The sequence below is a fragment of the Sphingomonas zeicaulis genome, assembly GCF_050433225.1.
Taxonomy (GTDB): Bacteria; Pseudomonadota; Alphaproteobacteria; order Sphingomonadales; family Sphingomonadaceae; genus Sphingomonas_D; species Sphingomonas_D zeicaulis.
In genome coordinates, this window is record NZ_JBNPXQ010000009.1 from 174,184 (window position 1) to 196,738 (window position 22,555).

General features: G+C 66.3%; 21 protein-coding genes. 11 read left to right on the forward strand and 10 right to left on the reverse strand.

Annotated features, from left to right (window positions below):
* Positions 1 to 46: 46 nt before the first annotated feature.
* The 3 genes from FHS96_RS24415 to FHS96_RS24425 are packed head-to-tail and all read right to left on the reverse strand — an operon-like array spanning position 47 to position 2,189.
* Positions 47 to 331, reverse strand: coding sequence for a DUF3325 domain-containing protein (locus tag FHS96_RS24415; RefSeq protein ID WP_429598127.1), 285 nt, complete (start codon positions 329 to 331; stop codon positions 47 to 49).
* Positions 328 to 1,893, reverse strand: coding sequence for a PepSY-associated TM helix domain-containing protein (locus tag FHS96_RS24420; protein ID WP_429598129.1), 1,566 nt, complete (start codon positions 1,891 to 1,893; stop codon positions 328 to 330). The genes FHS96_RS24415 and FHS96_RS24420 overlap by 4 nt, the downstream gene beginning before the upstream one ends.
* Positions 1,890 to 2,189, reverse strand: a complete 300-nt coding sequence (locus FHS96_RS24425; protein ID WP_429598131.1) for a hypothetical protein — start codon at positions 2,187 to 2,189, stop codon at positions 1,890 to 1,892. Before FHS96_RS24425 ends, FHS96_RS24420 begins: the two co-directional genes overlap by 4 nt.
* Positions 2,190 to 2,547: 358 nt before the next feature.
* On the opposite strand from FHS96_RS24425, the gene FHS96_RS24430 reads away from it, so the two are divergent.
* From FHS96_RS24430 to FHS96_RS24455, 6 genes are all read left to right on the forward strand, one after another.
* Positions 2,548 to 3,357: a polysaccharide deacetylase family protein gene (locus tag FHS96_RS24430; protein WP_429598133.1), complete on the forward strand. Its 810-nt coding sequence runs from the start codon at positions 2,548 to 2,550 to the stop codon at positions 3,355 to 3,357.
* Positions 3,358 to 3,432: 75 nt separating this feature from the next.
* On the forward strand, positions 3,433 to 5,013 hold the full coding sequence (locus FHS96_RS24435; protein WP_429598135.1) for an aldehyde dehydrogenase (NADP(+)): 1,581 nt from the start codon (positions 3,433 to 3,435) through the stop codon (positions 5,011 to 5,013).
* On the forward strand, positions 5,010 to 5,984 hold the full coding sequence (araD1, locus tag FHS96_RS24440) for an AraD1 family protein (protein ID WP_429598137.1): 975 nt from the start codon (positions 5,010 to 5,012) through the stop codon (positions 5,982 to 5,984). Before FHS96_RS24435 ends, araD1 begins: the two co-directional genes overlap by 4 nt.
* Entirely contained in the window at positions 5,981 to 6,901 is a 921-nt protein-coding gene (locus FHS96_RS24445) for a Gfo/Idh/MocA family protein (RefSeq protein ID WP_429598139.1), read from the forward strand. The genes araD1 and FHS96_RS24445 overlap by 4 nt, the downstream gene beginning before the upstream one ends.
* Positions 6,902 to 6,921: 20 nt before the next feature.
* Entirely contained in the window at positions 6,922 to 7,623 is a 702-nt protein-coding gene (locus FHS96_RS24450; protein WP_429598141.1) for a FadR/GntR family transcriptional regulator, read from the forward strand.
* A 168-nt stretch (positions 7,624 to 7,791) separates the two neighbouring features.
* Entirely contained in the window at positions 7,792 to 8,100 is a 309-nt protein-coding gene (locus FHS96_RS24455; RefSeq protein ID WP_429598143.1) for a UrcA family protein, read from the forward strand.
* A 52-nt stretch (positions 8,101 to 8,152) separates the two neighbouring features.
* Here the strand turns inward: FHS96_RS24455 and FHS96_RS24460 are convergent, their stop codons facing one another.
* Genes FHS96_RS24460 through FHS96_RS24470 form a run of 3 tightly spaced genes read right to left on the reverse strand, consistent with a single transcriptional unit; the run spans position 8,153 to position 10,069 of the window.
* Entirely contained in the window at positions 8,153 to 8,446 is a 294-nt protein-coding gene (locus FHS96_RS24460) for a TehB family protein (protein WP_429598145.1), read from the reverse strand.
* Positions 8,447 to 8,451: 5 nt separating this feature from the next.
* Positions 8,452 to 9,660: an NO-inducible flavohemoprotein gene (gene hmpA, locus FHS96_RS24465; RefSeq protein WP_429598147.1), complete on the reverse strand. Its 1,209-nt coding sequence runs from the start codon at positions 9,658 to 9,660 to the stop codon at positions 8,452 to 8,454.
* Between the two features lie 25 nt (positions 9,661 to 9,685).
* Positions 9,686 to 10,069, reverse strand: coding sequence for a group III truncated hemoglobin (locus FHS96_RS24470; RefSeq protein WP_429598149.1), 384 nt, complete (start codon positions 10,067 to 10,069; stop codon positions 9,686 to 9,688).
* 164 nt (positions 10,070 to 10,233) lie between these two features.
* Here FHS96_RS24470 and FHS96_RS24475 point away from each other — a divergent pair, with 164 nt between their 5' ends.
* The 5 genes from FHS96_RS24475 to FHS96_RS24495 all read left to right on the forward strand — a co-directional run bounded on the left by FHS96_RS24475 (position 10,234) and on the right by FHS96_RS24495 (position 15,893).
* On the forward strand, positions 10,234 to 10,914 hold the full coding sequence (locus FHS96_RS24475; protein WP_429598151.1) for an alternative oxidase: 681 nt from the start codon (positions 10,234 to 10,236) through the stop codon (positions 10,912 to 10,914).
* 97 nt (positions 10,915 to 11,011) lie between these two features.
* Positions 11,012 to 11,479: an Rrf2 family transcriptional regulator gene (locus FHS96_RS24480; RefSeq protein WP_429598153.1), complete on the forward strand. Its 468-nt coding sequence runs from the start codon at positions 11,012 to 11,014 to the stop codon at positions 11,477 to 11,479.
* 173 nt (positions 11,480 to 11,652) lie between these two features.
* Positions 11,653 to 13,395 carry an N-acyl-D-amino-acid deacylase family protein gene (locus tag FHS96_RS24485; RefSeq protein WP_429598155.1) on the forward strand — a complete coding sequence of 581 codons (1,743 nt, stop codon included), beginning with the start codon at positions 11,653 to 11,655 and terminating at the stop codon, positions 13,393 to 13,395.
* 192 nt (positions 13,396 to 13,587) lie between these two features.
* The gene (gene treA / locus FHS96_RS24490) at positions 13,588 to 15,195 is read left to right on the forward strand and encodes an alpha,alpha-trehalase TreA (protein WP_429598157.1); all 1,608 of its coding nucleotides are present in this window, start codon (positions 13,588 to 13,590) and stop codon (positions 15,193 to 15,195) included.
* Positions 15,196 to 15,290: 95 nt separating this feature from the next.
* Positions 15,291 to 15,893: an endonuclease/exonuclease/phosphatase family protein gene (locus FHS96_RS24495; protein ID WP_429598159.1), complete on the forward strand. Its 603-nt coding sequence runs from the start codon at positions 15,291 to 15,293 to the stop codon at positions 15,891 to 15,893.
* A 37-nt stretch (positions 15,894 to 15,930) separates the two neighbouring features.
* On the opposite strand, the gene FHS96_RS24500 is transcribed toward FHS96_RS24495, so the two are convergent.
* The 4 genes from FHS96_RS24500 to FHS96_RS24515 form a co-directional block, all read right to left on the reverse strand.
* Positions 15,931 to 17,496: a sulfatase family protein gene (locus FHS96_RS24500; RefSeq protein WP_429598161.1), complete on the reverse strand. Its 1,566-nt coding sequence runs from the start codon at positions 17,494 to 17,496 to the stop codon at positions 15,931 to 15,933.
* Positions 17,493 to 18,920: a sulfatase family protein gene (locus FHS96_RS24505; protein WP_429598163.1), complete on the reverse strand. Its 1,428-nt coding sequence runs from the start codon at positions 18,918 to 18,920 to the stop codon at positions 17,493 to 17,495. The genes FHS96_RS24500 and FHS96_RS24505 overlap by 4 nt, the downstream gene beginning before the upstream one ends.
* 40 nt (positions 18,921 to 18,960) lie before the next feature.
* A complete protein-coding gene (locus FHS96_RS24510; RefSeq protein WP_429598165.1) occupies positions 18,961 to 21,384 on the reverse strand; it encodes a TonB-dependent receptor in 2,424 nt (807 codons plus the stop codon).
* Between the two features lie 138 nt (positions 21,385 to 21,522).
* The gene (locus FHS96_RS24515; protein ID WP_429598168.1) at positions 21,523 to 22,551 is read right to left on the reverse strand and encodes an alpha/beta hydrolase; all 1,029 of its coding nucleotides are present in this window, start codon (positions 22,549 to 22,551) and stop codon (positions 21,523 to 21,525) included.
* Between the last annotated feature and the right edge of the window lie 4 nt (positions 22,552 to 22,555).

Genomic DNA, 22,555 nt, shown 5'->3' on the forward strand with positions numbered 1-22,555 from the left:
GAGGACATGGCCTTCCTGGGGCGCGGCCGCGAAAAGAGTCGCGCCTCTACGCTTTGCCGCGATTGGCGAAGGCGATGGTGATCGCCGCGCCGAGCGTGGCGAAGCCGAACAGAACGACCGTGCCGGTGGCCGTGTGATAAGCCGTCCAGGCCACTGGGATGGCTGCCGCCAGCACAACCCAGCCTGCCCAATAGAACCGGCGCGACATGCCCGCATCCAGCCGCCGACGCAGCAGCCCCTGCTGGTGCCGGGGATTGGCCGCGCACAGCAGCATGAAGCCGCCCGTCGCCAGCGCCAGCATCGCAAGATGCGCGAGGATCTGCACGATCATGCCCGCGCTTCCCCATGGTGCGAGCGCTTCACCCGATGCGGCCGACCCCTGGCGGCGACCGCCGCTGCCGCCACCTTCCAGCTCGCGCACGCAAAGGCTGCGGCGAACGCGATCATCGTCAGTTCGAAACCGATGAAGGTCCAGTTGCCCGCCAGCAGGCTGGCGACAAGGGTGCGATCGGTTGTCAGCGCGCTGACCAGCGGGATGGCGCCGAACAGCAGCGCACCCACTGCGCTGAGTTCGATCCATGCCCGCCGCGGCGGGCGGACGAGCGCGATCAGCAGCATCGCGCCCCAGGTCAGGAACAGGCTGTGCACCTCCCAATCGGCGCGCGCGGCCATGCCCAGCGGCAGCAGTCGGTTGGCAAGAAAATAGCCGGCGAGGCCGATCGGGAAGCCGAGAATCACCGCGATGTTCAGCCGCTCGACGATACGGAAGCCGATATGCGGCCGCACGGGATCGGGCAGTTTTGATCGGCGCTTGACCGTCCACAGGATCAGCCCGGTGCCGACCATGATCGTGCCGTCCAGCCCCGAGAGGAAATAGAGCCAGCGCAGCGCGACATCCGCATAGCGCCCGGCATGGAGGCCGATCATCACGCCGCGCGTGCGCATTGCCGCGCCCGCCTCAGGCGCCACCCACAGCAGCCGGCCGCTGACCCCATCGAACTGCAGCGTCTCGCCATTGCTGTCCATCGAGGCGCTGGGCGCGCGGGTCAGCACCACCCGCGCCGCCGCGTCACCGGGGTTGGTGACATAGGCATAGCCGACACCCGCGCCGCCCCAGTGGCGATCCGCGATTGCGACCATCGTTGCCAGCGAGGCGAGCGGCGCGGGTTTGCCCGCAGCCTCGGCCTCGCCCCCCTGCGGGAAGCTTTCCGCATTGAAGGCGTCGGGCTCGGGATAGGCAGCCGCGATCGGCGCGGGCACATATTGCCGGTCGAGCGAGACCAGCCCGGTATAGGTGATCATCAAATAGAAGGGCAGTGCCAACACGGCAGTGACGTTGTGCGCATCGAGCCAGCTCCGCTGCCCCTTCCCAAACCGCAGCATGAAAAAATCGGCAAAGATCTTCTTGTGCGTGACGATGCCGGAAAAGATCGCGACCAGCATGAACATCGCCCCGACGCCGACGATGTAGCGCGCCCAGATCACCGGGATGTAGTGAAGGTCGAAATGGAAACGATAGAGGAAATAGCCGCCGGCGCTGGCGCGTGCGGCGACCTCCTGCCCGTTGCCATCGATCACCGCCTTGGTCCGCGGGCCGCGCGTGCGCCCCTCCCCCGGGGTCCAGAACAATTGCGTCGTCGCCGATCGCTTGCCGGGCAAGGTGATGTACCAGCGCGAGGCGCCCGGCGCGTTTGCCTGCAGCCAGCGCGCCGCCGCATCCGCAGCCTTCGCTGGAGTGACTTCGGTCGTCACCTCGGGCTGCATCCAGCGTGTAATCTCATCCTGGAAATAGGCGGCGGTGCCGCAGGCGAACATCACGAACAGCAACCAGCCAAGCAGCAGGCCCGACCAGGTGTGCAGCCACGCCATCGATTGGCGGAACCCCGCCTTCAAAGCCGCCCTCCGCCCCAGAGCGAAGCCAGCAGCACCGCGCCAGCCAGCGCCGCAGCTGAGGCCATCCACAGCCACAGCTTCGCCACGCTGCGCGCCGCGAACACCCCGAGCAAGATCAGCGCATAAAGCAGGAAGGAAAGCAGCATCGAAACAGTCACCGCCTCCACCCGCTCGGCAGGCAGCAGCCGGGCGAGACAGGCGCAGACGAGGCTGACGAGCGCATATCCGCCAGGCACCGCCGCCAGCCGCGCGGCCATCGACAGGCCCCCGCTTTCCATCATCTTCGGCTTCGTCACGCCGTCTTGTCCGCCAGAATCATTGCCGCCGCCCCCTCCGAGAAAGGGCCTAACCATCTTGCGAATAACTATCAATATCGAACTGGGATGCGTGGCGCGGCGAATGGCGCGATCGTGAGAAAGAAGAGATAGTTCTGCAGCGCTACGACGCTGGCAGTTTGGCCTTTGGCCAGTAGGCAAGCAGCTCGAACTCAGGTCAGACCACGCTTCTTCCTCGCTCCCCTCCGCGTCTATGCTAGGGCTGATGATAAGGGGAGGAGATATGCGGATAGGTAGCGCCAGCTTGGTCGTATATATGCTCCTTGCCGGATGCATGTCTGTGCCCGGTTCACCACCGTCCACCGTGTCGGCGCAGCCGATGCTGGCGGTGACGATCGACGATTTGCCCGTGCACGGCCCACTGCCCCCTGGCGAAACACCGATCGGCATCGCCCGCGCCACGATTGCCGCGCTGAAAGATGCGCATGTACCTGCAACCGGTTTCGTCAACGGCGCCAACGTAGAGCCCGGATCCGCCGAGGTCCTGGCGGCATGGAAGGCAGCGGGACTGCCGCTGGGCGATCACACCTTTAACCATCGGGGGCTAAGCAAGGTGGGCGCCGCGGCGTTCATTGCCGAGATTGATGCCAACGCCTCGTTTCTACTCAGCCAACCGAAGCGCTTCCGCTATCCCTTCCTTGATGAAGGCGAGCAGTTGGAGGACCGCGACGAGGTGCGCGCCGCGCTTGCCGAACGCGGTTACAAGATTGCGGCTGTGACCATGTCTTTCGCAGACTTCGCCTACAACGTGCCCTACGCCCGCTGCGTAACGCAGGGCAACGAGGCTGCAATCGCCGATCTGGAAAGCCGCTATCTCGATGCCGCGCGCGCAGATGCGGCCCGGGCGCGCTTCAACGCGAAAACGGTCGCGCGGCGTGAGGTGCCGCAGGTGCTGCTGCTCCACATCGGTGCGTTCGGCGCGCGCATGCTGCCGCGCCTGCTGGAGCAGTACCGCGCCCTCGGCTTCCGCTTCGTGACGCTCGATGAAGCCCAGCACGACCCCTTCTACGCTGCCACCGACCCGGCCCTGCCCGGACCCACCGCCAGCCTGATGATGGCGCCACCCGTCACATCCGGCGTTCCCGACCAGCCCGCCACGCCGGGTGACGAACTGTGTCCGCAACCCTGACATCAACCGCTGTCAGGGTTGCACCCCTCGGCCCTTCTTCCTATTATGTCTGAGTTATTCCTGGGAGTTATTCCAATGATCGACGGTGCGATGCTGATCGGCGCAGAGCTGCGCCAGGCCGAGGCGCGTTTCGGTTCCGTGGACCCGTCCACGGGCGCGGCGCTGACCCCCGACTTCTCCTCGGCGGGGGCCGACGCGGTGGCCGATGCCGCCTCGCTCGCCGCTGCGGCCTTCCCCGCTTATTCGACCACCGATCCGGAAAGCCGCGCCGCCTTTCTGGAGCGCATCGCCGAGGAGATCCTCGCGATCGGTGACGATCTGATCGTTCGCGCGATGGCCGAGAGCGGCCTGCCCCGCGCCCGCCTGGAGGGTGAGCGCGGCCGCACCGTCGGCCAACTCCGCATGTTCGCCGGCGTCGTTCGCCAGGGCGATTTCCTGGATGCGACGATCGATCCGGCGCTGCCCGATCGCGCGCCGCTGCCCCGCCCGGACCTCCGCCGCGTCAACCTCGCGGTCGGCCCGGTCGCCGTGTTCGGCGCCTCCAACTTCCCGCTTGCCTTCTCGGTGGCGGGTGGCGACACCGCCTCGGCGCTCGCCGCCGGCTGCCCGGTGATCGTCAAGGGCCACCCGGCGCATCCGGGCACCGGCGAACTGGTCGCGCGCGCGATCCGCAAGGCGGTCGACGCGAGCGGGCTGCCGGCCGGCGTCTTCTCCTATCTGCCGGGCGAAACCAATGAGCTGGGCGGCGCGCTGGTCTCCGATCCGCGCATCAAGGCGGTTGGCTTCACCGGTTCCCGCGGCGGCGGTCTCGCGCTGATGCGCATCGCGGCGAGCCGCGCCGAGCCGATCCCGGTCTATGCCGAGATGTCGAGCATCAACCCGGTGATCCTGTTCCCGGCGGCGCTCGAAGCGCGCGGCGAGGCGCTGGCGGACGCCTATATCGGATCGCTGACGATGGGTGCCGGTCAGTTCTGCACCAATCCCGGCCTCGTCCTCGGCATCGATTCGCCTGCACTGGACGCGTTCGTTGCGCGTGCCGGTGCAGCGCTCGGCGCCTGCCGCTCGACCACGATGCTCACTCCCGGTATCCACGCCGCCTATGAAAAGGGCGTCGATGCGCTCGCCACCAACGATGCCGTACGCACCGTTGCCCGCAGCCAGAAGGGCGAAGGCGAGAACCAGGCGATCGGCGCGCTGTTCGAGACGGACGGCAAGAGCTTCATCGCCGATGCCGCGCTGGGTCATGAAGTGTTCGGCGCCTCCTCGGTGGTCGTGCGCTGCCAGGATCTGCAGGAACTGACCGCGGTGGTCGCCGCCCTCGAGGGCCAGCTTACCGCGACCTTGCTGCTCGATCCCGCCGACGAGGCGGATGCCAAGGCGCTGATCCCGGTGCTCGCCGATCGCGTCGGCCGCATCCTCGCCAATGGCTGGCCGACTGGCGTCGAGGTCAGCCCGGCGATGGTCCATGGCGGCCCCTTCCCCGCCACCAGCGATGGCCGCACCACCTCGGTCGGCACGCTCGCCATCTATCGCTTCCTGCGCCCGGTCTGCTTCCAGAACCTGCCGGCTTCGCTGCTGCCGGATGCGATCAGCGATGCCAATCCGTGGGCCATCGCCCGCCGCCTCGACGGCAAGCGTGAGGGGTCGCCGCGGTGATCCGTTCGCTCGTTCAGTTCGACGATGGTGCGCGCGGCGTCGCCGCGCTCGATGGTGAAGGCGATGCGCGCCGGGTGGAGGGCTTCGCCTCCACCCTCGCGCTCGCGGAGGCGGCGCTGGCGGCGGGCGAAACGCTCGCGGCCCACGCCGCGCTCCGGCTCGGCAATCCGATCGACCTCGGCGCGGTAACTCTGCTCGCGCCGATCGACCATGAAGATGCGGCGCATCTGCTCGTCAGCGGCACCGGCCTCACCCATCTCGGCTCGGCCGAGGGGCGCGACAAGATGCACCGCGCGGCGGTGGAGAACCCGGCGCCGACAGATTCCATGAAGATGTTCCTGATGGGCGTCGAAGGCGGCAAGCCCGCCGATGGCGGTGCCGGCGTTCAGCCGGAATGGTTCTACAAGGGCGATGGTGCGATCCTCGTCGCACCGGGCGCGCCGCTGACCATGCCGAACTTCGCGCTGGATGGCGGCGAGGAACCCGAGATCGCCGGCATCTACCTGATCGGTCCGGGCGGCGAACCGGTGCGCATCGGCTTCGCGCTTGGCAACGAGTTCTCCGATCATGTGACCGAGCGCGGCAATTATCTGTGGCTCGCGCACAGCAAGCTGCGGCCGGCGGCGCTCGGGCCCGAATTGCTGCTCGGCGATCTGCCGCGGGACATTCGCGGCACCAGCCGCATCCTGCGCAACGGCCTGACATTGTGGGAAAAGCCCTTCCTCTCGGGCGAGGACAATATGTCGCACTCGGTGCACAATCTCGAACATCACCATTTCAAATATGCTGGGTTTCGCCGGCCGGGTGACGTTCACGTCCATTTCTTCGGCACCGCCACCCTCTCCTTCTCGGATGGGGTCGCAACGCAGCCGGGTGACATCTTCGAGGTGGAGGCGGCGCCCTTCATTCTGCCGGTGCGCAACCCGCTCGCCGTGGCCGATGCCGTCGATGTGAAGGTTGTCGCGCTGTGATCCGGGTCGGCATCGTCGGCTTCGGCAAGATCGCGCGCGATCAGCACGTGCCCGCGATCGCAGGCAGCGATAAATTCGTCCTCGCCGCCACCGCCAGCCGCAACGCGCAGGCAGACGGCATTCCCGCTTATGCGGACATCGACGCGATGCTCGCCAACCAGCCGACGCTCGATGCGGTCGCGCTGTGCCAGCCGCCGCAGGTGCGCCATGCCGCCGCCCGCGCCGCGCTGGCCGCGGGCAAGCATGTGTTCCTCGAAAAGCCGCCGGGCGCGACGCTGTCGGAAGTGGTCGATCTCGCCCGCGCCGCCGACGCGGCCGGCGTAACCTTGTTCGCTAGCTGGCACTCGCGCTACGCCGCCGGCGTCGAGACCGCGCGCCAATGGATCGCGGGCAAGGAACTGCGCCGCATCGACATCTCGTGGAAGGAGGATGTCCGTCACTGGCATCCCGGCCAGGCGTGGATCTGGCAGCCGGGCGGGCTTGGCGTGTTCGATCCGGGCATCAACGCGCTGTCGATCCTCACGCACCTGCTGGCCGATCCCGTGCGGCTGGAGCAGGCGCACCTTGAAGTCCCCGCCAACCGAAAGGCGCCGATCGCGGCACGGCTGGCGATGCGCAGCGGCAGCGGCGCGCCGATCAATGCCGAGTTCGACTGGCGCCAGACCGGCCCGCAGACCTGGGATATCGAGGTCGAGACCGACGCCGGCCTGCTCACGCTCTCGCATGGCGGCAACACGCTGACCCTCGATGGCGTGCCGCAACCGCTCCCGGCCGAGGCCGAATATCCCGAACTCTATGCGCGCTTCGCGGCTCTGATCGCGGCGGGCAAGAGCGATGTGGATGTCGCGCCGTTCCGTCTGGTCGCCGATGCTTTCCTGACCGGGGAAACGTCGGTTACCGACGCCTTCGAGGACTGAACCCGCCGGAGAGGACGATCTTGGACGACGAGCATCGCAGCGCTTCGCCCCGCATCCACGGCAAGATCGCACGCGATATCGGCATCGAGATCGTCGGCGGCCGGCGCAAGCCGGGCGACGTGTTCGGCGGAGAGATCGAGGCGAGCGAGGCGCTGGGCGTCTCGCGAACCGCCTATCGCGAGGCGATCCGCATCCTCGCCGCCAAGGGGCTGGTCGAAAGCCGCCCCAAGGCCGGCACCCGCGTCACCCCGCGCAGCCGCTGGAACCTGCTCGATCCCGAAGTACTCGCCTGGTCGTTCGAGGGCGAGCCCGAGGCCGCGTTCATCCGCGGGCTGTTCGAACTGCGCGGCGTGATCGAGCCTGCCGCGGCGGCGTTCGCGGCATTGCGCCGCGACGATCATGACGTCGCGGAAATGGCCGCTGCGCTTGACGACATGGCGCGCTATGGCCTCGGCAATGCCGCCGGGCAGGACGCCGACCAGCGTTTCCACCGCGCCATCCTCGACGCCGCGCGCAATGAGCCGCTGGCAGCACTCGCCAGCACCGTGGGCGCGGCAGTGCGCTGGACGACCCGCTTCAAGCAGCGCAAGCACGGCCTGCCCCGCGATCCCCTTCCCGAGCACCAGCGCGTCCACCAGGCGATCGTGGCGGGCGATGCCGAGGGCGCGCGGCGCGAGATGAGCGAGTTGCTGCGGCTGGCGCTGGCTGACATGGACCGATGAAGAGCGCCATCACCTGAGCGCGCCCGCCGGGAAAGCAAGCGTCGGATATGCACCACATGCGCGCCTCCGTTGGCGCAGCGAAACACCCTGTTGGCGAAGCCGCGCGGCGGTGATATGGAGCGCGCACCCCAGCGTAAAAAGACTGGGGATATTCGCAGGAGATCAAGGATGCGGCTTCACCTCGTGCTGGCCTTCGGGCTGGCACTCGCGCCGTTGCCGGCGCTTGCCCACACCCCTCTAGCCGAAGACAGCGTGACCACGCGGGTCGGAGATCTCGATCTCTCGACACCCGCGGGTCAGCGTGTTTTCAACGCCCGCCTGAACCGCGCCGCCAAGGCGGTCTGCAGTCCCGGCATCTACCGGATTCACCTGTCGATGCAACGCAAGGCTAATGAATGCCGCGCCGAGGTGATCGCCGATGCGCGGGCGCGCGTGACCCCCGGCACCGAAGCGTTGGTAATCAGCACTGCGCATTGACCCAAACCTCTCCCGCGAAGTGCCGCGGGAAAGGGCTTCATGCCGGGTGCGATCAGCTCGCTTTCCACCCCACCGGCTCATGATCGTAGAAATCGACCCGCATCGTCACCGGGCCGATCAGTTCGACATGGTGCAACTCGGCGGGCAGCACCAGGCCGGGGCGGTCGGCGGTCAGCGTCTCCGCCGGCCGACCGTCCTCGACCTGGTAGCGGAGCCGCCCTTCGAGGATGCGGATGACGCCCCAAACGCCCGGTTTCGTCCGATGCTCACGCTGCAGCGCCTGCGGCAGGCTCTGCTCGGTGAATACCGGCGTCGACCGGTAGGGCTGCGATATGGCGGCGCACATCGCGCCTATGCCGCCATCAGTTCGTCGGCGGGGCCGAAGAACTCGTAATGGATGCGCGCCGCGGGCACGCCCGCCAGCGCCAGCCCCGTCACGAAGCTGTGCAGGAAGGGCTTGGGGCCGCACAGGAACACGTCCGCCTCAAGCAGCGGCGTGTGGCGCTTCAGCCAGTCGATTGGGATGAAGCCCTCGCCCTGGTGCGTCTCGCCAAGCCGATCGTCCAGCAGCGGATCGCTGTAGAAGGTCGTCACGTTGAGCGACGGGCAGGTTGCGGCCAGCGCCTGGACGTGCACGTCCATCGCGTGCGTCTCGCTGTTGAGCGTGCCATGGACATAATGCGCCTCGACATGCGGATGATCGCGCGCGATCGCCTCCGCCATCGAGACCATCGGCGTCAGCCCGACCCCGCCGGACAGCAGGATGACGGGGCGCTGCGGCGCCTCGGGAAGGTAGAAATCGCCGGCGGGCGGCGTCGTTTCGAGCACGTCGCCGATGGCGACCTGATCGTGCAGGAAGCGCGATCCACCCTGCCCGTCCGCCTCGCGCTTCACCGAGATGCGGTAGAAGGCGCCATTGGGTCCGCAGGAAATCGAATAGTTGCGCTTCAATTCTGGGCGCCCCTGCGGCTTCAGCCGGAACGTCAGATACTGGCCGGGCTTGTGGCGCAGCACCGGCCCGCCATCCTCGGGTTTCAGGATGAATGACGTGATCGTGCTGCTTTCGCGGATCTTTTCCGCCACCACGAACGGGCGCCAGCCGTCCCAGCCGCCCTCCGCCGCCAATATCTCACCGCGCAGCACAACCTCTCGCGCCTTCAATATGTCAGCGAGGAACCAATAGGCCTCGCCCCACGCCGCCAGGATCTCATCGGTCGCGGCATCGCCCAGCACCTCCTTGATCGCCGCGAGCAACGCATTGGCGACATAGGGATAATGTTCGGGCAGGATGTGATAGCCGACATGCTTGTAGGCGATGCGCTCGACCACCGGCGCCAGCGCCCCGAGATTCTCGATGTTCTGCGCATAGCCAAGGATCGCCGCGGCCAGCGCATGGACCTGCGCGCCGCTTTCGCCCTGGTTGGCGTGGTTGAACAATGCCTTGATATGCGCGTCCTGGAACAGCCGGGCATACATGGCAGTTGTGATCGCGGTGCCATGTTTGGCAAGCGCGGGAACGGTGGCCTTGACAATGGCGATCGTCGTGGGGGTCAACGACATGTCGGTCTCCTTGTTGGTCGGATGATCAGGCCGCGGCGGGCCTGCGATACTGGACGGCGAGTTGCAGGCTCTCGGCGATGCGCGCGGCCTTGGCCTGCATCGCGGCCGCCGCGGCGGGATCGAGCCGCTCGTCGGTGGTCTCGCGCCACAGCGTCAGCCAGCGCGCGAAGCGGTCGGGCGTCATGCTGTCGGCATGGATGAGGTGAAGCGCGACCGGGTTGCCCTTGTAGCGCCCCGTCGTCAGCATCACCGACGACCAGAAATCGGCGAGCCGCGCATGATGGTCATCCCAGTCATGGACGGCGGCGCCGAATACGGGGCCGAGCAGCGGGTCGGCCCGCACGCGTTCGTAGAAATGCTCGATCAGCGGGCGCAGCGCCGCCTCATCGATCAACGGAGGACGGGTCATTGGAGTCGATCCCATAAGGTGCGAATCACATGCACTTTATGTGGCGGCATTAAGGTGCAAGTCAACAGCACCTTTTAATTGCATGCCGATCCGCAAAGGGGTAACTCCAAAACACCTTACGCGACTCGCCCTCCTGACGCGCCGCGCTGACAGGGAGATGTGAAATGATCGACCATGTTGCAGTGAGCATCGAACACCGCCGGCCCGAGAATCTGGGTGATCGCGTCGCCTGGGGGTTCACCAAGACCATGCGCTTCTTCGCGGACCTGCTGTTTCAGCAGCGCCACGGCCATCGCGCGATCGTGATCGAAACCGTCGCGGCGGTGCCCGGCATGGTCGGCGCGACGCTGACTCACCTGAAGTGCCTGCGCCACATGGTCGATGACAATGGCTGGATCCGCACCTTGATGGAGGAAGCCGAGAATGAGCGGATGCATCTGATGACCTTCGTCGCGGTGGCGCAGCCCAACATCCTCGAACGGCTGCTGATCCTGCTGGTGCAGGCGGGCTTCTACACCGCCTTCTTCGCGCTCTACCTTGTCGCACCGCGGGTCGCGCATCGCGTCGTCGGCTATTTCGAGGAGGAAGCGGTGATCAGCTACACCCACTTCCTTCAGGCGATCGACGCCGGCCGGATCGTCAACGGCCCCGCCCCCGCGGTCGCACTCCACTATTGGAAGCTGCCCACGCATGCGACCTTGCGGGATGTGGTGCTCAAGGTCCGGGCCGACGAGGCGCATCACCGCGACGTCAACCATGGCTTTGCCGATGAGCTTGGCGGGCAGGCGGCGGGGCAGATCGCGCCCTACCCCGAGCATGCCGACGATGTGAGGCTCGCGGCTTGACAGCCTACCCCTCCGATCGCGCCAGCAAGACGGTCCGGCTTGAGCCGGACCGTCTTGCGCGTCATGAGCGGGCGATGCCTTTCGCTGGTGCCCTTCCGTGCAGCTGACCCGCTACACCGACTATGCCGTCCGCGTGCTCCTCCATGTCGGCGCGCGCGACGAGGGCGATCTCTCGTCGATCGCCGAGATCGCGCAGGTCTATGACATCTCGAAGGACACGCTGAAGAAGATCGTCCAGGATCTGAACCAGGCCGGGTTCATCACCGCGGTGCGCGGCCGCAATGGCGGCCTCAAGCTGGGCCGCCCGGCCGGCGACATCACGATCGGAGCGATCATCCGCCATACCGAAACCGGCTTCGACCTCGTCGACTGCAGTTCCTGCCTGATCGCGCCCGCCTGCACCTTGCCCCGCATCCTCAACGAAGCGACGCAAGCCTTCCTCGCCGTACTCGATCGCTACACATTGGCCGACGTCCTCAGCCGGCGCGCCGACTTGCGCGGGCTTTTCGGCAACTTTGCGCCGCTCAAGACCGTGATCAAGGATGTGACGGCGGACAACGCCTGATAGCCCGCGGCGTCGCATTGCGGCTCGCACGATGCACCCCAGAGGGATCCCTCCACGATCCCTCCCGGCGCTGGACGATTTGACGGGCGCCAAACTCCCATATTCTGCGGGTCTTCCGGCTAAGGGGGCGGATGCAGACTCCCGGAGCGCCGGATGCAGCGAAGGGAGAGGTCATGGCAGATATATTGATCCGCGGCGGCACCGTTGTCGACGGCACGCTGCGGCCGGCCAGGAAGGCCGATGTACGGGTGACGGGCAGCACCGTCGCCGAAATCGGAAGCGATCTCGAAGCAAAGCCGGGTGAGCGGGTGGTGGATGCCACCGGCTGCTATGTGACGCCGGGATTCATCGAGCCGCACACCCATTATGACGCTACGATGTGGTGGCAGGACGATCTTAATCCCCTGCCCGGCTACGGCGCGACGACGATCGTTATGGGCAATTGCGGCTTTTCCGCCGCACCGATCTCCGATGACGAGGCGGTGCGCAACGAGATCGTCGGCATCTTCGCCTTCTTCGAGGACATCGATAAGCAGGCTTTCGTCAACGAACTGCCATGGGACTGGCGCAGATGGTCCGAATATAAGGCGTCGATGACGAAGAACGTCAAAATTCCGCTGAACTATGCCGCCTTCGTCGGCCACATCGCGATCCGGCTGGCGGCGATGGGCATGGATGCCTGGACGCGCGCCGCGACCGACGATGAAATCGCGAAGATGTGCGAATTGCTCGACGATGCCTGCAAGGCGGGCGCGATGGGGCTTTCGACCAATCAGCTCGATTTCGACGGCGACGACCGGCCGGTGCCGACCTTCGCCGCCGAGGACAAGGAGTTCCGCGCGCTGCTCGAAGTGCTGTCGCGCAACCCCGGCACGGTGTGCCAGGTGGTGATGGACACGTTCATACGGCTCAATTGCCCGGCGACCCTCGCACGCTTCGCGCGGCTGGCCGAGGGTCTCGACGTGCGTATCCAGTGGGCGGGCATCCCGACGCTCGATTTTCAGAAGCCGATCGTGCCCGACCTGCAAAAGCAGCATGATGCACTGAAAGCGGAGGGCCGCGACTTCTGGACCGCCTATACCCACGTCTCCCCCACCAACACGCTGTCGCTCACCAAGTCGCTGATCTTCGCGCAGTCGGGCGATTTCGTGTGGCATGAGGTGGTCGCGGCGGACAGTTGGGCAGAGAAGGAACGGCTGCTCGCCGATCCGGACTGGCGCGCACGCGCGCGCGAAAGTTGGGACACCAAGGCGTGGGCGCATGCGCCGATGAGCAATCCCGATCGGCTGCTGCTGCGCAATTCGGATAATGGCGTGGGGCCGATGAACCTCACTCTTTCCGACTATATGAAGATGACCGGGATCGAGCATCGCTCCGACGCGATGGCGGACTGGATCCTGCGCAACGGCATCAAGTCCACCGTCCACATGGCGCCCTATCCGATGAACGAGGAGGTGATCGTCGAACTGATCCGCGATCCGCGATCGGTCGGCAACGTCTCCGACGCGGGCGCGCATGCGCAGATGTTCTGCGGGCCGGGCGAGAACATGCTGCTGTTCACTTACTATGTCCGCCAGGGCAAGATCACGATCGAGGAGGCGGTCCACGTCCAGACCGGCAAGCTCGCCGAGCATTTCAACCTGCAGGGGCGCGGCGTGCTGGCGGTGGGCAACCCCGCGGACATCACCGTGTTCAACATGGACGAGATCGAGCGGCGCGAGGAACGCAAGATCTTCGACGCGCCCGACGGCATGGGCGGTATTACCTGGCGCTACACGCGCGATCCCGCGCCGATGCGGCTGACCCTGGTCAACGGCACGCCGACGTTCGAGAAGGATGGCGGGGCGACGGGCACGCGGCCGGGCGAGTTCCTCGCACCCGCGCCGACGTTCGAATATGCGCTGGCGGCTGAGTAGGCCGACCTTCGATTGAAACCCGGCAACGCCCCCGCGTGAACATGCTCACGCGGGGGCGCAGCCGCGTGCCGATCGAACGGCAGAAACGGGGCTCGGGCCGGCGGCCGAACGCTGCCGGTTCGCAATCCGCGGCCACGGCGCTATGCTCCCCTTCGTGACCGGCAGCGATGCCTGCGCCTGTGATGGAGTTGAATGTTGAAGCCGTTCGGATCTTGCCTCGCCGCGCTGCTGCTGGCGCTGTCTCCGGCCACCGCTTACGCGCAGCAATCGCCCGCCGAACTGTTCGGCCCGCTGTTCGAAGCGGTGCAGACCAGCCGCGTCTTCCCCGATGGCAAGACCTTCGTCGATGCCGTGCCGAAGCGCGATCCGGCCGCGATCCTCGCCGATTATCGCGGCAAGCCCCCGGCGGACGCGACCGCGCTGCGTGCCTTCGTCCTCGCCAATTTCAAGGTGCCCGGCGTCAACGATCATGAGGCATCGGACGTCCGCCATCACGTGCAGGCGCTGTGGCCGATGCTGGTCCGCCAGCCGGTGGTGCCGGAAGCGGGCAGTTCCGCGATCGCGCTGCCGCAACCCTATGTCGTCCCCGGCGGCCGCTTCCGCGAAATGTATTATTGGGACAGCTTCTTCACGATGCTCGGCCTTGCCGTCGACGGCCAGCAGCCGCTGGTGGAATCGATGCTCGCCGATTTCACCCAAGTGATCGAGCGCCATGGCCACATCCCCAACGGCATGCGGACCTATTATCTCAGCCGTTCGCAACCGCCCTTCTATGCGCTGATGCTCGATCTTTCGCGCGACTCCGATCCGGCCACCTCGGCGCGCCGGCTGGCCGCGCTGCGGCGCGAATATGGCTATTGGATGAAGGGCAAGGATTGCCTCGACAAGAGCGGCGCCTGCCAGCGCGTCGTGAAGATGCCCGACGGCACCTTGCTCAACCGCTATTATGACGACCGCGACACCCCGCGCGACGAATCCTTCGCGGAGGATGTCGCGACCGCGGCCGAAGCGAAGCCCTCCGGGCGCAGCGCCGCCACCGTGCAGCGCGAGTTGCGCGCAGGTGCCGAAAGCGGCTGGGATTTCAGCAGCCGCTGGCTCGCCGACGGCAAGTCGCTCGCGACGATCCGCACCACCGCGATCGTGCCGGTCGATCTCAACAGCCTGATGCTGGCGATGGAGGAACGCATCGCCGCGCGCTGCAAGGCCGCGGGCGATGCGGCCTGCACGACCGAATTCACTGCGCTTGCCGGCAAGCGCAAGGCCGCGATCGGCCGCTACTTCTGGGTCGCCCGCGAAGCCCGCTTCGCCGACTGGGATCGCGAGACGCGCAAGCCGACCACGGCGCTGAGCGCGGCCGCGCTCTATCCGCTGTTCGTCGGCGCGGCGACGCCGGAGCAGGCGAAGGCGACCGCGACCACGGTCCGTGCAAAGCTGCTTGCGCCCGGCGGCCTGCGCACCACCACCGCGCGCACCGGGCTGCAATGGGATGTGCCCAATGGCTGGGCGCCGCTGCAATGGGTCGCGATCGACGGCCTCGCCCGCTACGGCGAGACCGACCTCGCCCGCGACATCGCCGGCCGCTGGATGGGCACCGTTGCCCGCGCCTATGCCGAAACCGGCAAGATGCTTGAGAAATATGATGTCGAGGAGCGCAAGCCCGGCGGCGGCGGCGAATATCCCAACCAGGACGGCTTCGGCTGGACCAACGGCGTCGCCAGCGCGATCGACGAACGCTGGCCGGATCTGATGCAGCGGCCACGACCGGCGGACGGTGATGCCGGTGTGCCGCAGGTCCAGTGAGAGGCTACACCTGCAACACGATCTGTCGATATCGTCAACCTGGCGTCATTCAATTGTCGCAACGCGATAGCAAGCAGTCAATGCAGGAGTGGTGCGTGCCAACTGTCATCACCTGGAACACACAAGGCGATCCCACGACACACCCCGGCAAAGCTGCGGAACTGGCCACGATGTGCGCAGCATATGACTATGTTCTTCTCCAGGAATGTGGACATATGAAGTTGTGGAACGGCAACAAATATATGTATTCCTCCTATCAGGCCGGCGCATTCAATTCGCGATGCAGCACGGCGATCCTCTCCAACGCTCCCGCCGACGTTAAACATTGGACGGGCAGTTCAAGCGGACGGTCGGGATTGTATATGAACGTCGCAGGAACCATCATCGGAACCATCCACGCGACGTCCGGCGGCGTCGGCATGGGAGATGTTACGCCATTCCTCAAAACTGTATCGCGGCTGGATGCACAAGCCATCGTGATCGGGGGAGACTTCAACGCAGAACTCGCTCAGCCGTTCTTCGATGTGGGCACGAGCAACAGGCCGAATACGTTTGATATCGTGTCCCAGGGCGGCGCCACGCATCAGGGCGGTCTCTGCCTCGATTACTTCTTTTATCAGGGTACCGCCAACCCGGGAAACGCAACGCTCTATCCGACCCAGAACTCCGATCATGATGCTGTTTGGATGACGTTCTGACCGGTCGCGCCTGACCCTGACCAACCAGTGCCTTGGATTATCCGCCGGCAGGTGCGGGCGGCCGTCTGAAAAATCGTGCCGGGAACGGCGCCCCCGGCGGCCCGTTCGGGTCGCGCAATTCGTTGCGCTCCCCCGCATCGGGGCTGAGCGGGATCTGCATGCCGTCGCTCTCCTCCAGTGCTGCGAACAGCTTCGCGCTCATCCGTTCGGCAAGCGCCTCGTGGCCGGGCCGGGCCAGCAGATTGTTCGCCTCGTGCGGGTCGGCTTCGAGGTCGTACAACTCGTCGATGTCCCAAATACCGTGGAAGTGGATATACTTATACCGGTCCTCGCGCAGCGCGTGGACGGTGGGGGTCTGCGGGAAGTTGCGCTCCCAGTAATATTCATACACCAACTCGCTGCGCCACGGCACCGCCTTGCCCTGCGCCAGCGGCAGCGCGTCGGCACCCGCCATGCCCCGCGGCGCCTCCAGCCCCGCCGCCGCGAGCATGGTCGGCGCGATGTCGATATTGGCGACGACCTTCTCCACCGCCCCCGGCCCGAACAGTGCCGGGCAGCGCGCGAGCAGCGGGACGCGCATCGACTCCTCATAGGCGGTGCGCTTGTCGATCAGGCCGTGCTCGCCGAACTGGAAGCCATTGTCACCCATATAGACGATGAGCGTCTCGTCGAGTTCGCCGCGCTTCGCGAGCAGATCCATGATCCGCGCCAGCCCCTCGTCGACCGCGAGCAAGGTTTCCATATAGCGCTTGTAGTAATCGGCGATGTCGAGCGTGCCATGATAGGCATAGTCGACGCCGTGCCAGCTGTTGCGCTGGTTCTCCACCCACATCGGCCGGCCGGGCGCGCCCGCCTTCATCGTCTCGGGATAGCGGAACGTCTCTTTGGCGTAGCGCCCGGCATGGCGCGGCGCCGGGATGAATTCGGAATGCACCGCCTTGTGCGCGAGATGCATCATCCACGGCCTGTCGCCCTTGCGCGTGCCGATCCAGTCGAGCGCATAGTCGGTCAGCTCGTCGGTGATATAGCCGCACTGCGGCACCTTGCGACCATCGACGTTCAGCCCATCGGCGCTGGGCATATAGGTGCCCTGCCCCTTGAAGCTCACCCAGCGATCGAAGCCCGGCTGCGGCGTGTCGGTCTCCGCGCCCATATGCCATTTGCCGATGAACGCGGTCTCGTAACCCGCCGCCTGCAGATATTGCGGGTAATAGACCAGCCCCGGCGGGATCGGGTGGTTGTTGTCGACCACACGATGCTGGTGCGCATAGAGCCCGGTGAAGATCGACGCGCGCGAGGGCGAGCAGAGCGCGGTGGTGACGAAGGCGTTGCGGAAATGCACGCCCTCGCGCGCCAGCCGGTCGAGCGTCGGCGTCTCGCCGAAATCCTGCGCCTTCATGAATCCCATCGCATCGAAGCGATGATCGTCGGTCAGCACGAACAGGATGTTCCGCGGCTTTACCCCCGGCTTCCGCTTCAACGTCAAGGTCGGGCGCGGTGCAGGTGGCGTGACCGTCGTGGCGCCGGCCGCCCAGGAATAGAGGCCGAAGGCGCCGCCGCCGCCCGCCAGCAGCACGCCCCGGCGCGTCGGATCCTCGGTCATGGCTTATGCTCCAGATGGGTATAGGGATCGGTCTGCCCGGCAAGCCAGGGGTCGCGCGTCGCCGCGCGCACCGTGCGCAGTTTCTCGCGCAGATCGTCGAGTACGCGCTTCTGCGCCGGATCGCCGGCCAGGTTGACCAGTTCGTCGGGATCGCGCGCGAGGTCGTAAAGCTCCTCGGGCGGCCGCTTCAGATAGGCGCGCTGCGTCCGTTTACCGAGCCGGGTCGCCGGATCGGCGACGATCGCCTGCCATGACGGCGACCCCGCGACGTCGCCTGCGATCGGATAGTCGAGGGGATGGGCGAGATTGAGGATATAGCTGTGCGTCCGCGTGCGGATGCTTCGCATCGGATAATATTGGTTGATCTCATGGAAGGCGTGGCTGGCGAACACATGGTCGCGCCCTGCCCCGCCACTCTGCCCCAACAGCGGCAACAGCGAGTTGCCCGACAGCGTGTAGGCCTGCGGCGGATCGACCCCGGTAAAGTCCAGCACGGTCGGCGCGATATCCACCCAGCTCACCATCGCCTCGTTCACCGCCGCCGTAGCACCCGGCGCGCGCACGATCAGCGGCAGATGGAGACCGGGGCCATAAAGGTTGGTCTTGGCGCCGGGAAACGGCCGGCCATTGTCGCTGAGGAAGATCACCAGCGTGTCCTCGGCACGCCCGGTGGCGACGAGATCGTCGAGGATCATGCCGACGCCGGTGTCGAGCCGGCTGAGCGATTCATAATAGCCCGCCAGATCGGCGCGCACCGCTGGCAGGTCCGGCAGGTGCGACGGGATCGGCAGCCGTGCCGGATCATAATGCTCCGCAGTCACGTCCGGCCACGGCCGTTCATTGCCATAGCCGCCGGCGGCGCGATGCGGATCGCTATACGCCACCGTGACGAAGAAGGGGCGATCGTCGGTCGAGCGGATGAAGCTGGTCGTGGCGATCGCCAGTTCGCGCACGTCGCGTATGCCCGATCGCTCGGGCACCAGTTCGGCTTCGTAGGGAAAGGCGCTGTCCGGCCCGACATGCTTCTTGCCGACCAGTGCCGTGGCATAGCCTGCGCGGCGCAGCATCGCCGGCAGGGTCTCGATCCCGTCGAGCAGCGACTGGTGGTGCACGTCGTGCTGCAGCCCGTACATGCCGTTCTGATGCGTATAGAGCCCGGTATTGATCACCGCGCGGCTGGGGCTGCAGGATGAGACCGCGGCAAATGCGTTGGTGAAGCGCGTGCCCTCCCCCGCCAGCCGGTCAAGCCGGGGCGTACGGATCGGCACGCCATAGCAGCCGAGATCGAGCCCCTGATCGTCCGAGATCAGCAGCAGCACGTTGCGCTGCCGCTTCGCGGCGGTGGCGGCCCGCACCGCCGGCGCGACCGCGACGCCGGCGGCAAGGCCGGACGTCGCCCGAAGGAAGCTACGCCGATCCATCATCAGGTCTCCCGAGACAGTCGGATGGCGCAGCCGCCCCCGATCAGAAGTTGTACGCCGCGCTGAACCGGAACGACCGGCCAAGGATCGGACGCGCGAGGATCGGGCCCGACCCCTGCGAGCCGATGATCCGAGGGTTGCCCTCGGTCAGGCCGAGTTCGTCTGTCAGGTTGTTGCCGGTGACCTGCAGCTTCAGTCGCTCGTTGATGTCGACCGAAACGCCCGCGTCGAGCTGGTAGAAGCGCGGCAGCAACTGGTTGTTCTCGGGGTCCGAGAAGCGGTCGCCGGTATATTGCAGCGTCGCGAAAATCGAAGGCGTGATGCCGCCAACGTCCAGCTCATACGCCGGGGTCACTCGCCACGCCCATTTCGGCTGGCGCTGCACGCGGTTGCCGGTGTTGTCAATCGTGCCGCCGCCGCTGAAGAAATCCTCGTAGCTGGCATCCAGATAGGTGCCCGCCGCCGAGATGCTGAAGCCCTGGAACGGCCGCACCTGCCCTTCCAGTTCGACGCCCGTCGCCTTCGCGCCGCCGACCGCGCTGACCGGCGTATTATCGATCAACTGAGTCGTCGCCAGACCATCGAACTTGTTGTGGAACACGGTGGCGTAGAGGTTGGCATAAGGCAGCGACAGCTTCAGCCCGCCTTCATAGGTATCGACCTGCGCGGTGATGAACAGGCCTTCGCGCAAATTGTCGAACTGGGGGAAGCTGTTACCGCGGCTATAGCGCAGGAACACGCCGATCTGGCTGGTGAAGTCGTAATTGGCACCCGCCGTCCACGACCATTCATCCTCCGAATAGTCGATGAAGCGTCGTTCGCCGAACACGTTGGTAGCGTTGTCGTAGAGCGTCGCCGGATTGCCATCCTGGTTGATCGTGCCCGAAGGTGTACGAATCGCAGCGTCGACGAGATGCTTCTGCCAGCGGATGCCGCCGTCGATGCGCAGTTCGGGCGTGATCTGCAACTCGTCGACCGCATAGAAGGCATAATCCTGACCTTCATAATAGGCGTCGACGAGGAAGCCCGCGCCTGAGGTGAAGCCGTCGCGCGTCGCGATGCGGCCGTCGCCCAAGGTTAGGTTGAGCACGCGCGCATTGGGCTCGGCGGCCAGTAGCACCTGATTGCCCAGCGCCCAGCGATCACGCGTGTTGTAGGCGGCGTAATAGAATCCGCCGGTCAACTTGTTGTTGCCGCTCGTGAATTCCAGCCCGAGATCGTTGACGAACGAGTCGATCTTCTTGCGCACTTCCCAGACGCCCGCGCGCATCACCTGCGCATTGGCACCCCCCGCAACCGCGCCGCCGCCATTGGCATATGTGAGGCTGCCGACGGTGGAGCCGGCACCGCCCAGCGTCACCGCCATGTCGGCGGCGCTGCGCGGCGGGTCGGTCGGTACCAGGCCTACGGTATCGGCATTGCCGCCAAGGTAGGACAAGCGCTCACGCACGCGCAAACCGTCGACCAGCTCATATTCGAAGGCGATGCCGGCGTTGATCACGTCGGCACCGCGGCCTTCGGCCAGGTCGAGAGTGCGGCCGGCATTGTTGGTGGTGATCCGCGTCTCGCGGCCGGGCAGCGCGCCGGTGCCGGCATCGAAGCCCGGGTAGGCGCTGACCTTGCGGCCGTTCTGGATCACCGGGATCGGCAGCAGCCACTGGCCGCGGTCGTTGAGGTAGCGGACATAGATGTCCACCGTGCCGCGGCTGTCGAAATCATGATGGATGTTGGCGGTGATCTGGCCGCCCTTTTCGCCCCGGAACTGCGGATCGCGGATGCCATTGCCTTGGGCGTAGAAGCCACCGACCATGAAGCTGGTATCTTTGCCTAAGGGGCCAGAGATCCAGGCGTCGCCGCGCACCTCGTCATAATCGGTGTAGGAGACCTTCGCGAGGCCGTGCAGTGCGCTGCCGCCGGTCCGCTGGACGACGTTGACGGTCAGGCCCGGCTGACCGTTCGAGAACAAGGATCCCGTGCCGCCGCGCACCGCCTCGACCCGCTGGACGGTCTCGTCGAGCCGGATCAACTGCGAGTTTTCGAGGAACGACAGCGTCGGTGGCGGGAAGATCGGCACGCCGCCGACCTGGAAGGTCACGAACTGCGCATCGCCACCCGATGGATAGCCGCGCACGAAGATGTTGGCGCCGTTCTGGCCGCCCGAGCTTTCCGCCATGACACCGGGCACGGTGCGCAGCAGATCCGCCGTGCTGTTGGGCGCGGCGCGAGCGATCGTGTCGGCGCTCAGCGTCGTCACCGCGAACGAGGCGTCCTGACGGCGCGTACCGCCGCCGGCGGTGCCGACGACGACGATGTCCTCACCGGTGTCTTCCGGCGGGGCGGGTTCCGCTTCGGCGGTTTCGGCAGGGGCGGCAGAAGCTTCGCTCTGCGCGACAGCGGGCGTGGCCCAGATCAACACCGCGGGCGAGACGCCCAGCAGAAGCGCCTGAACCGATGAGCGGATCATCATGACTCTGTCCCTTCCTGTTTTATTCAGCGGCGGTCTTTGCGCCATTGCGCGTGACCTAATGCCGAGGGGGACGGTCGGCAATGCAGAGAGCCTGCTGCAACATTAACCATTGCAGCAGTGTGACATTTGTGCCGCTATTCAACGGCCCAGATGCCGATCGAAGAAACTACCGATCAAATCATAGGCCTCGACCGATTCCGGCATGTCCGGCCAGACGAAGAAGGCGTGCGGCAGGCCGTCGAACAGGTGCAATTCGCTTTCGACACCCAGCCGCGCCAATCGCCGGTGCGCAAGCGTCAACCCACTGACCGCGAAGTCGCGTCCGCCCGCCAGCAACAGGGTGGGCGGCATCGCCCGCACCTCCGCGTCGGACATCAGCGGATAGGCCGCGCTGTCCTCTGCCGGCACCCCTGCCATGTAAGCGGATGGCAAGGTCGTCGGCAGCGGCGCCGGATCGCGCGGCGGCCCGCCGGTGATCGGATCGGCCAGGAACGGGCTGTCCCCCGAATAGGGCGCACCGGTGCCGCAGAAGGTGCCGATCGCGCCGGGGCGGGGCAGCCCGGCCTTGCGGATCCATGCCGTCGCCTGCGCGGTGATTACCCCGCCTGCCGAGCAGCCATAGATGCCGATGTTTGCGGCGGGATGCTGTTTCAAATAGGCGCGATAGACCGCCGCCACATCCTCGGACGCTGCGGGATAACGATGCTCGGGCGCCAACCGGTAATCCACCGTCACCACCCGGATGCGCATCGTTGCGGCTATCGGGATCGCCTCGACCAGCGCGCCGCTGCCCGATCCCCACAGGAAGGCACCGCCATGAACGTTGATCAGCACGCGGTTGCGATTGGCAGGGGCGATGCCCGCGGCGGGCTCCACGATGTCGACGGCGACGCCGCCGATCCTCTCACGGCGTTCGATGGTGCGGAAATGCCGGCGCATCTCCGCCAGCCGATTATCATTGTAGATTTGGTAGAAGGCGCGCTGCTTCGCGATGTCGCCGGCGATCTCCTTCGGGGCGGTCGCCGCGCGCATCCGATCGAGCACCGCCCGCGCCTCCGGGCTGAGCTGGTTGGAGACCGGCAATGTGAAGGACGGCACCTGCACATCCTGCGCCATGGCGGGAATCGCCGCCGACGCGGCGAGAGCGAATGCGATGATGCGCTTCATATCC

Coding starts and splice junctions, on each gene's coding strand:
- FHS96_RS24460 (WP_429598145.1), bottom strand. CDS start 8,446: ATGTGCGCCGCCATATCGCAGCCCTACCGGTCGACGCCGGTATTCACC.
- FHS96_RS24415 (WP_429598127.1), bottom strand. CDS start 331: ATGATCGTGCAGATCCTCGCGCATCTTGCGATGCTGGCGCTGGCGACG.
- hmpA (WP_429598147.1), bottom strand. CDS start 9,660: ATGTCGTTGACCCCCACGACGATCGCCATTGTCAAGGCCACCGTTCCC.
- FHS96_RS24455 (WP_429598143.1), top strand. CDS start 7,792: ATGCGGCTTCACCTCGTGCTGGCCTTCGGGCTGGCACTCGCGCCGTTG.
- FHS96_RS24485 (WP_429598155.1), top strand. CDS start 11,653: ATGGCAGATATATTGATCCGCGGCGGCACCGTTGTCGACGGCACGCTG.
- FHS96_RS24505 (WP_429598163.1), bottom strand. CDS start 18,920: ATGATGGATCGGCGTAGCTTCCTTCGGGCGACGTCCGGCCTTGCCGCC.
- FHS96_RS24430 (WP_429598133.1), top strand. CDS start 2,548: ATGCTGGCGGTGACGATCGACGATTTGCCCGTGCACGGCCCACTGCCC.
- FHS96_RS24515 (WP_429598168.1), bottom strand. CDS start 22,551: ATGAAGCGCATCATCGCATTCGCTCTCGCCGCGTCGGCGGCGATTCCC.
- FHS96_RS24500 (WP_429598161.1), bottom strand. CDS start 17,496: ATGACCGAGGATCCGACGCGCCGGGGCGTGCTGCTGGCGGGCGGCGGC.
- FHS96_RS24510 (WP_429598165.1), bottom strand. CDS start 21,384: ATGATGATCCGCTCATCGGTTCAGGCGCTTCTGCTGGGCGTCTCGCCC.
- FHS96_RS24435 (WP_429598135.1), top strand. CDS start 3,433: ATGATCGACGGTGCGATGCTGATCGGCGCAGAGCTGCGCCAGGCCGAG.
- treA (WP_429598157.1), top strand. CDS start 13,588: ATGTTGAAGCCGTTCGGATCTTGCCTCGCCGCGCTGCTGCTGGCGCTG.
- FHS96_RS24475 (WP_429598151.1), top strand. CDS start 10,234: ATGATCGACCATGTTGCAGTGAGCATCGAACACCGCCGGCCCGAGAAT.
- FHS96_RS24470 (WP_429598149.1), bottom strand. CDS start 10,069: ATGACCCGTCCTCCGTTGATCGATGAGGCGGCGCTGCGCCCGCTGATC.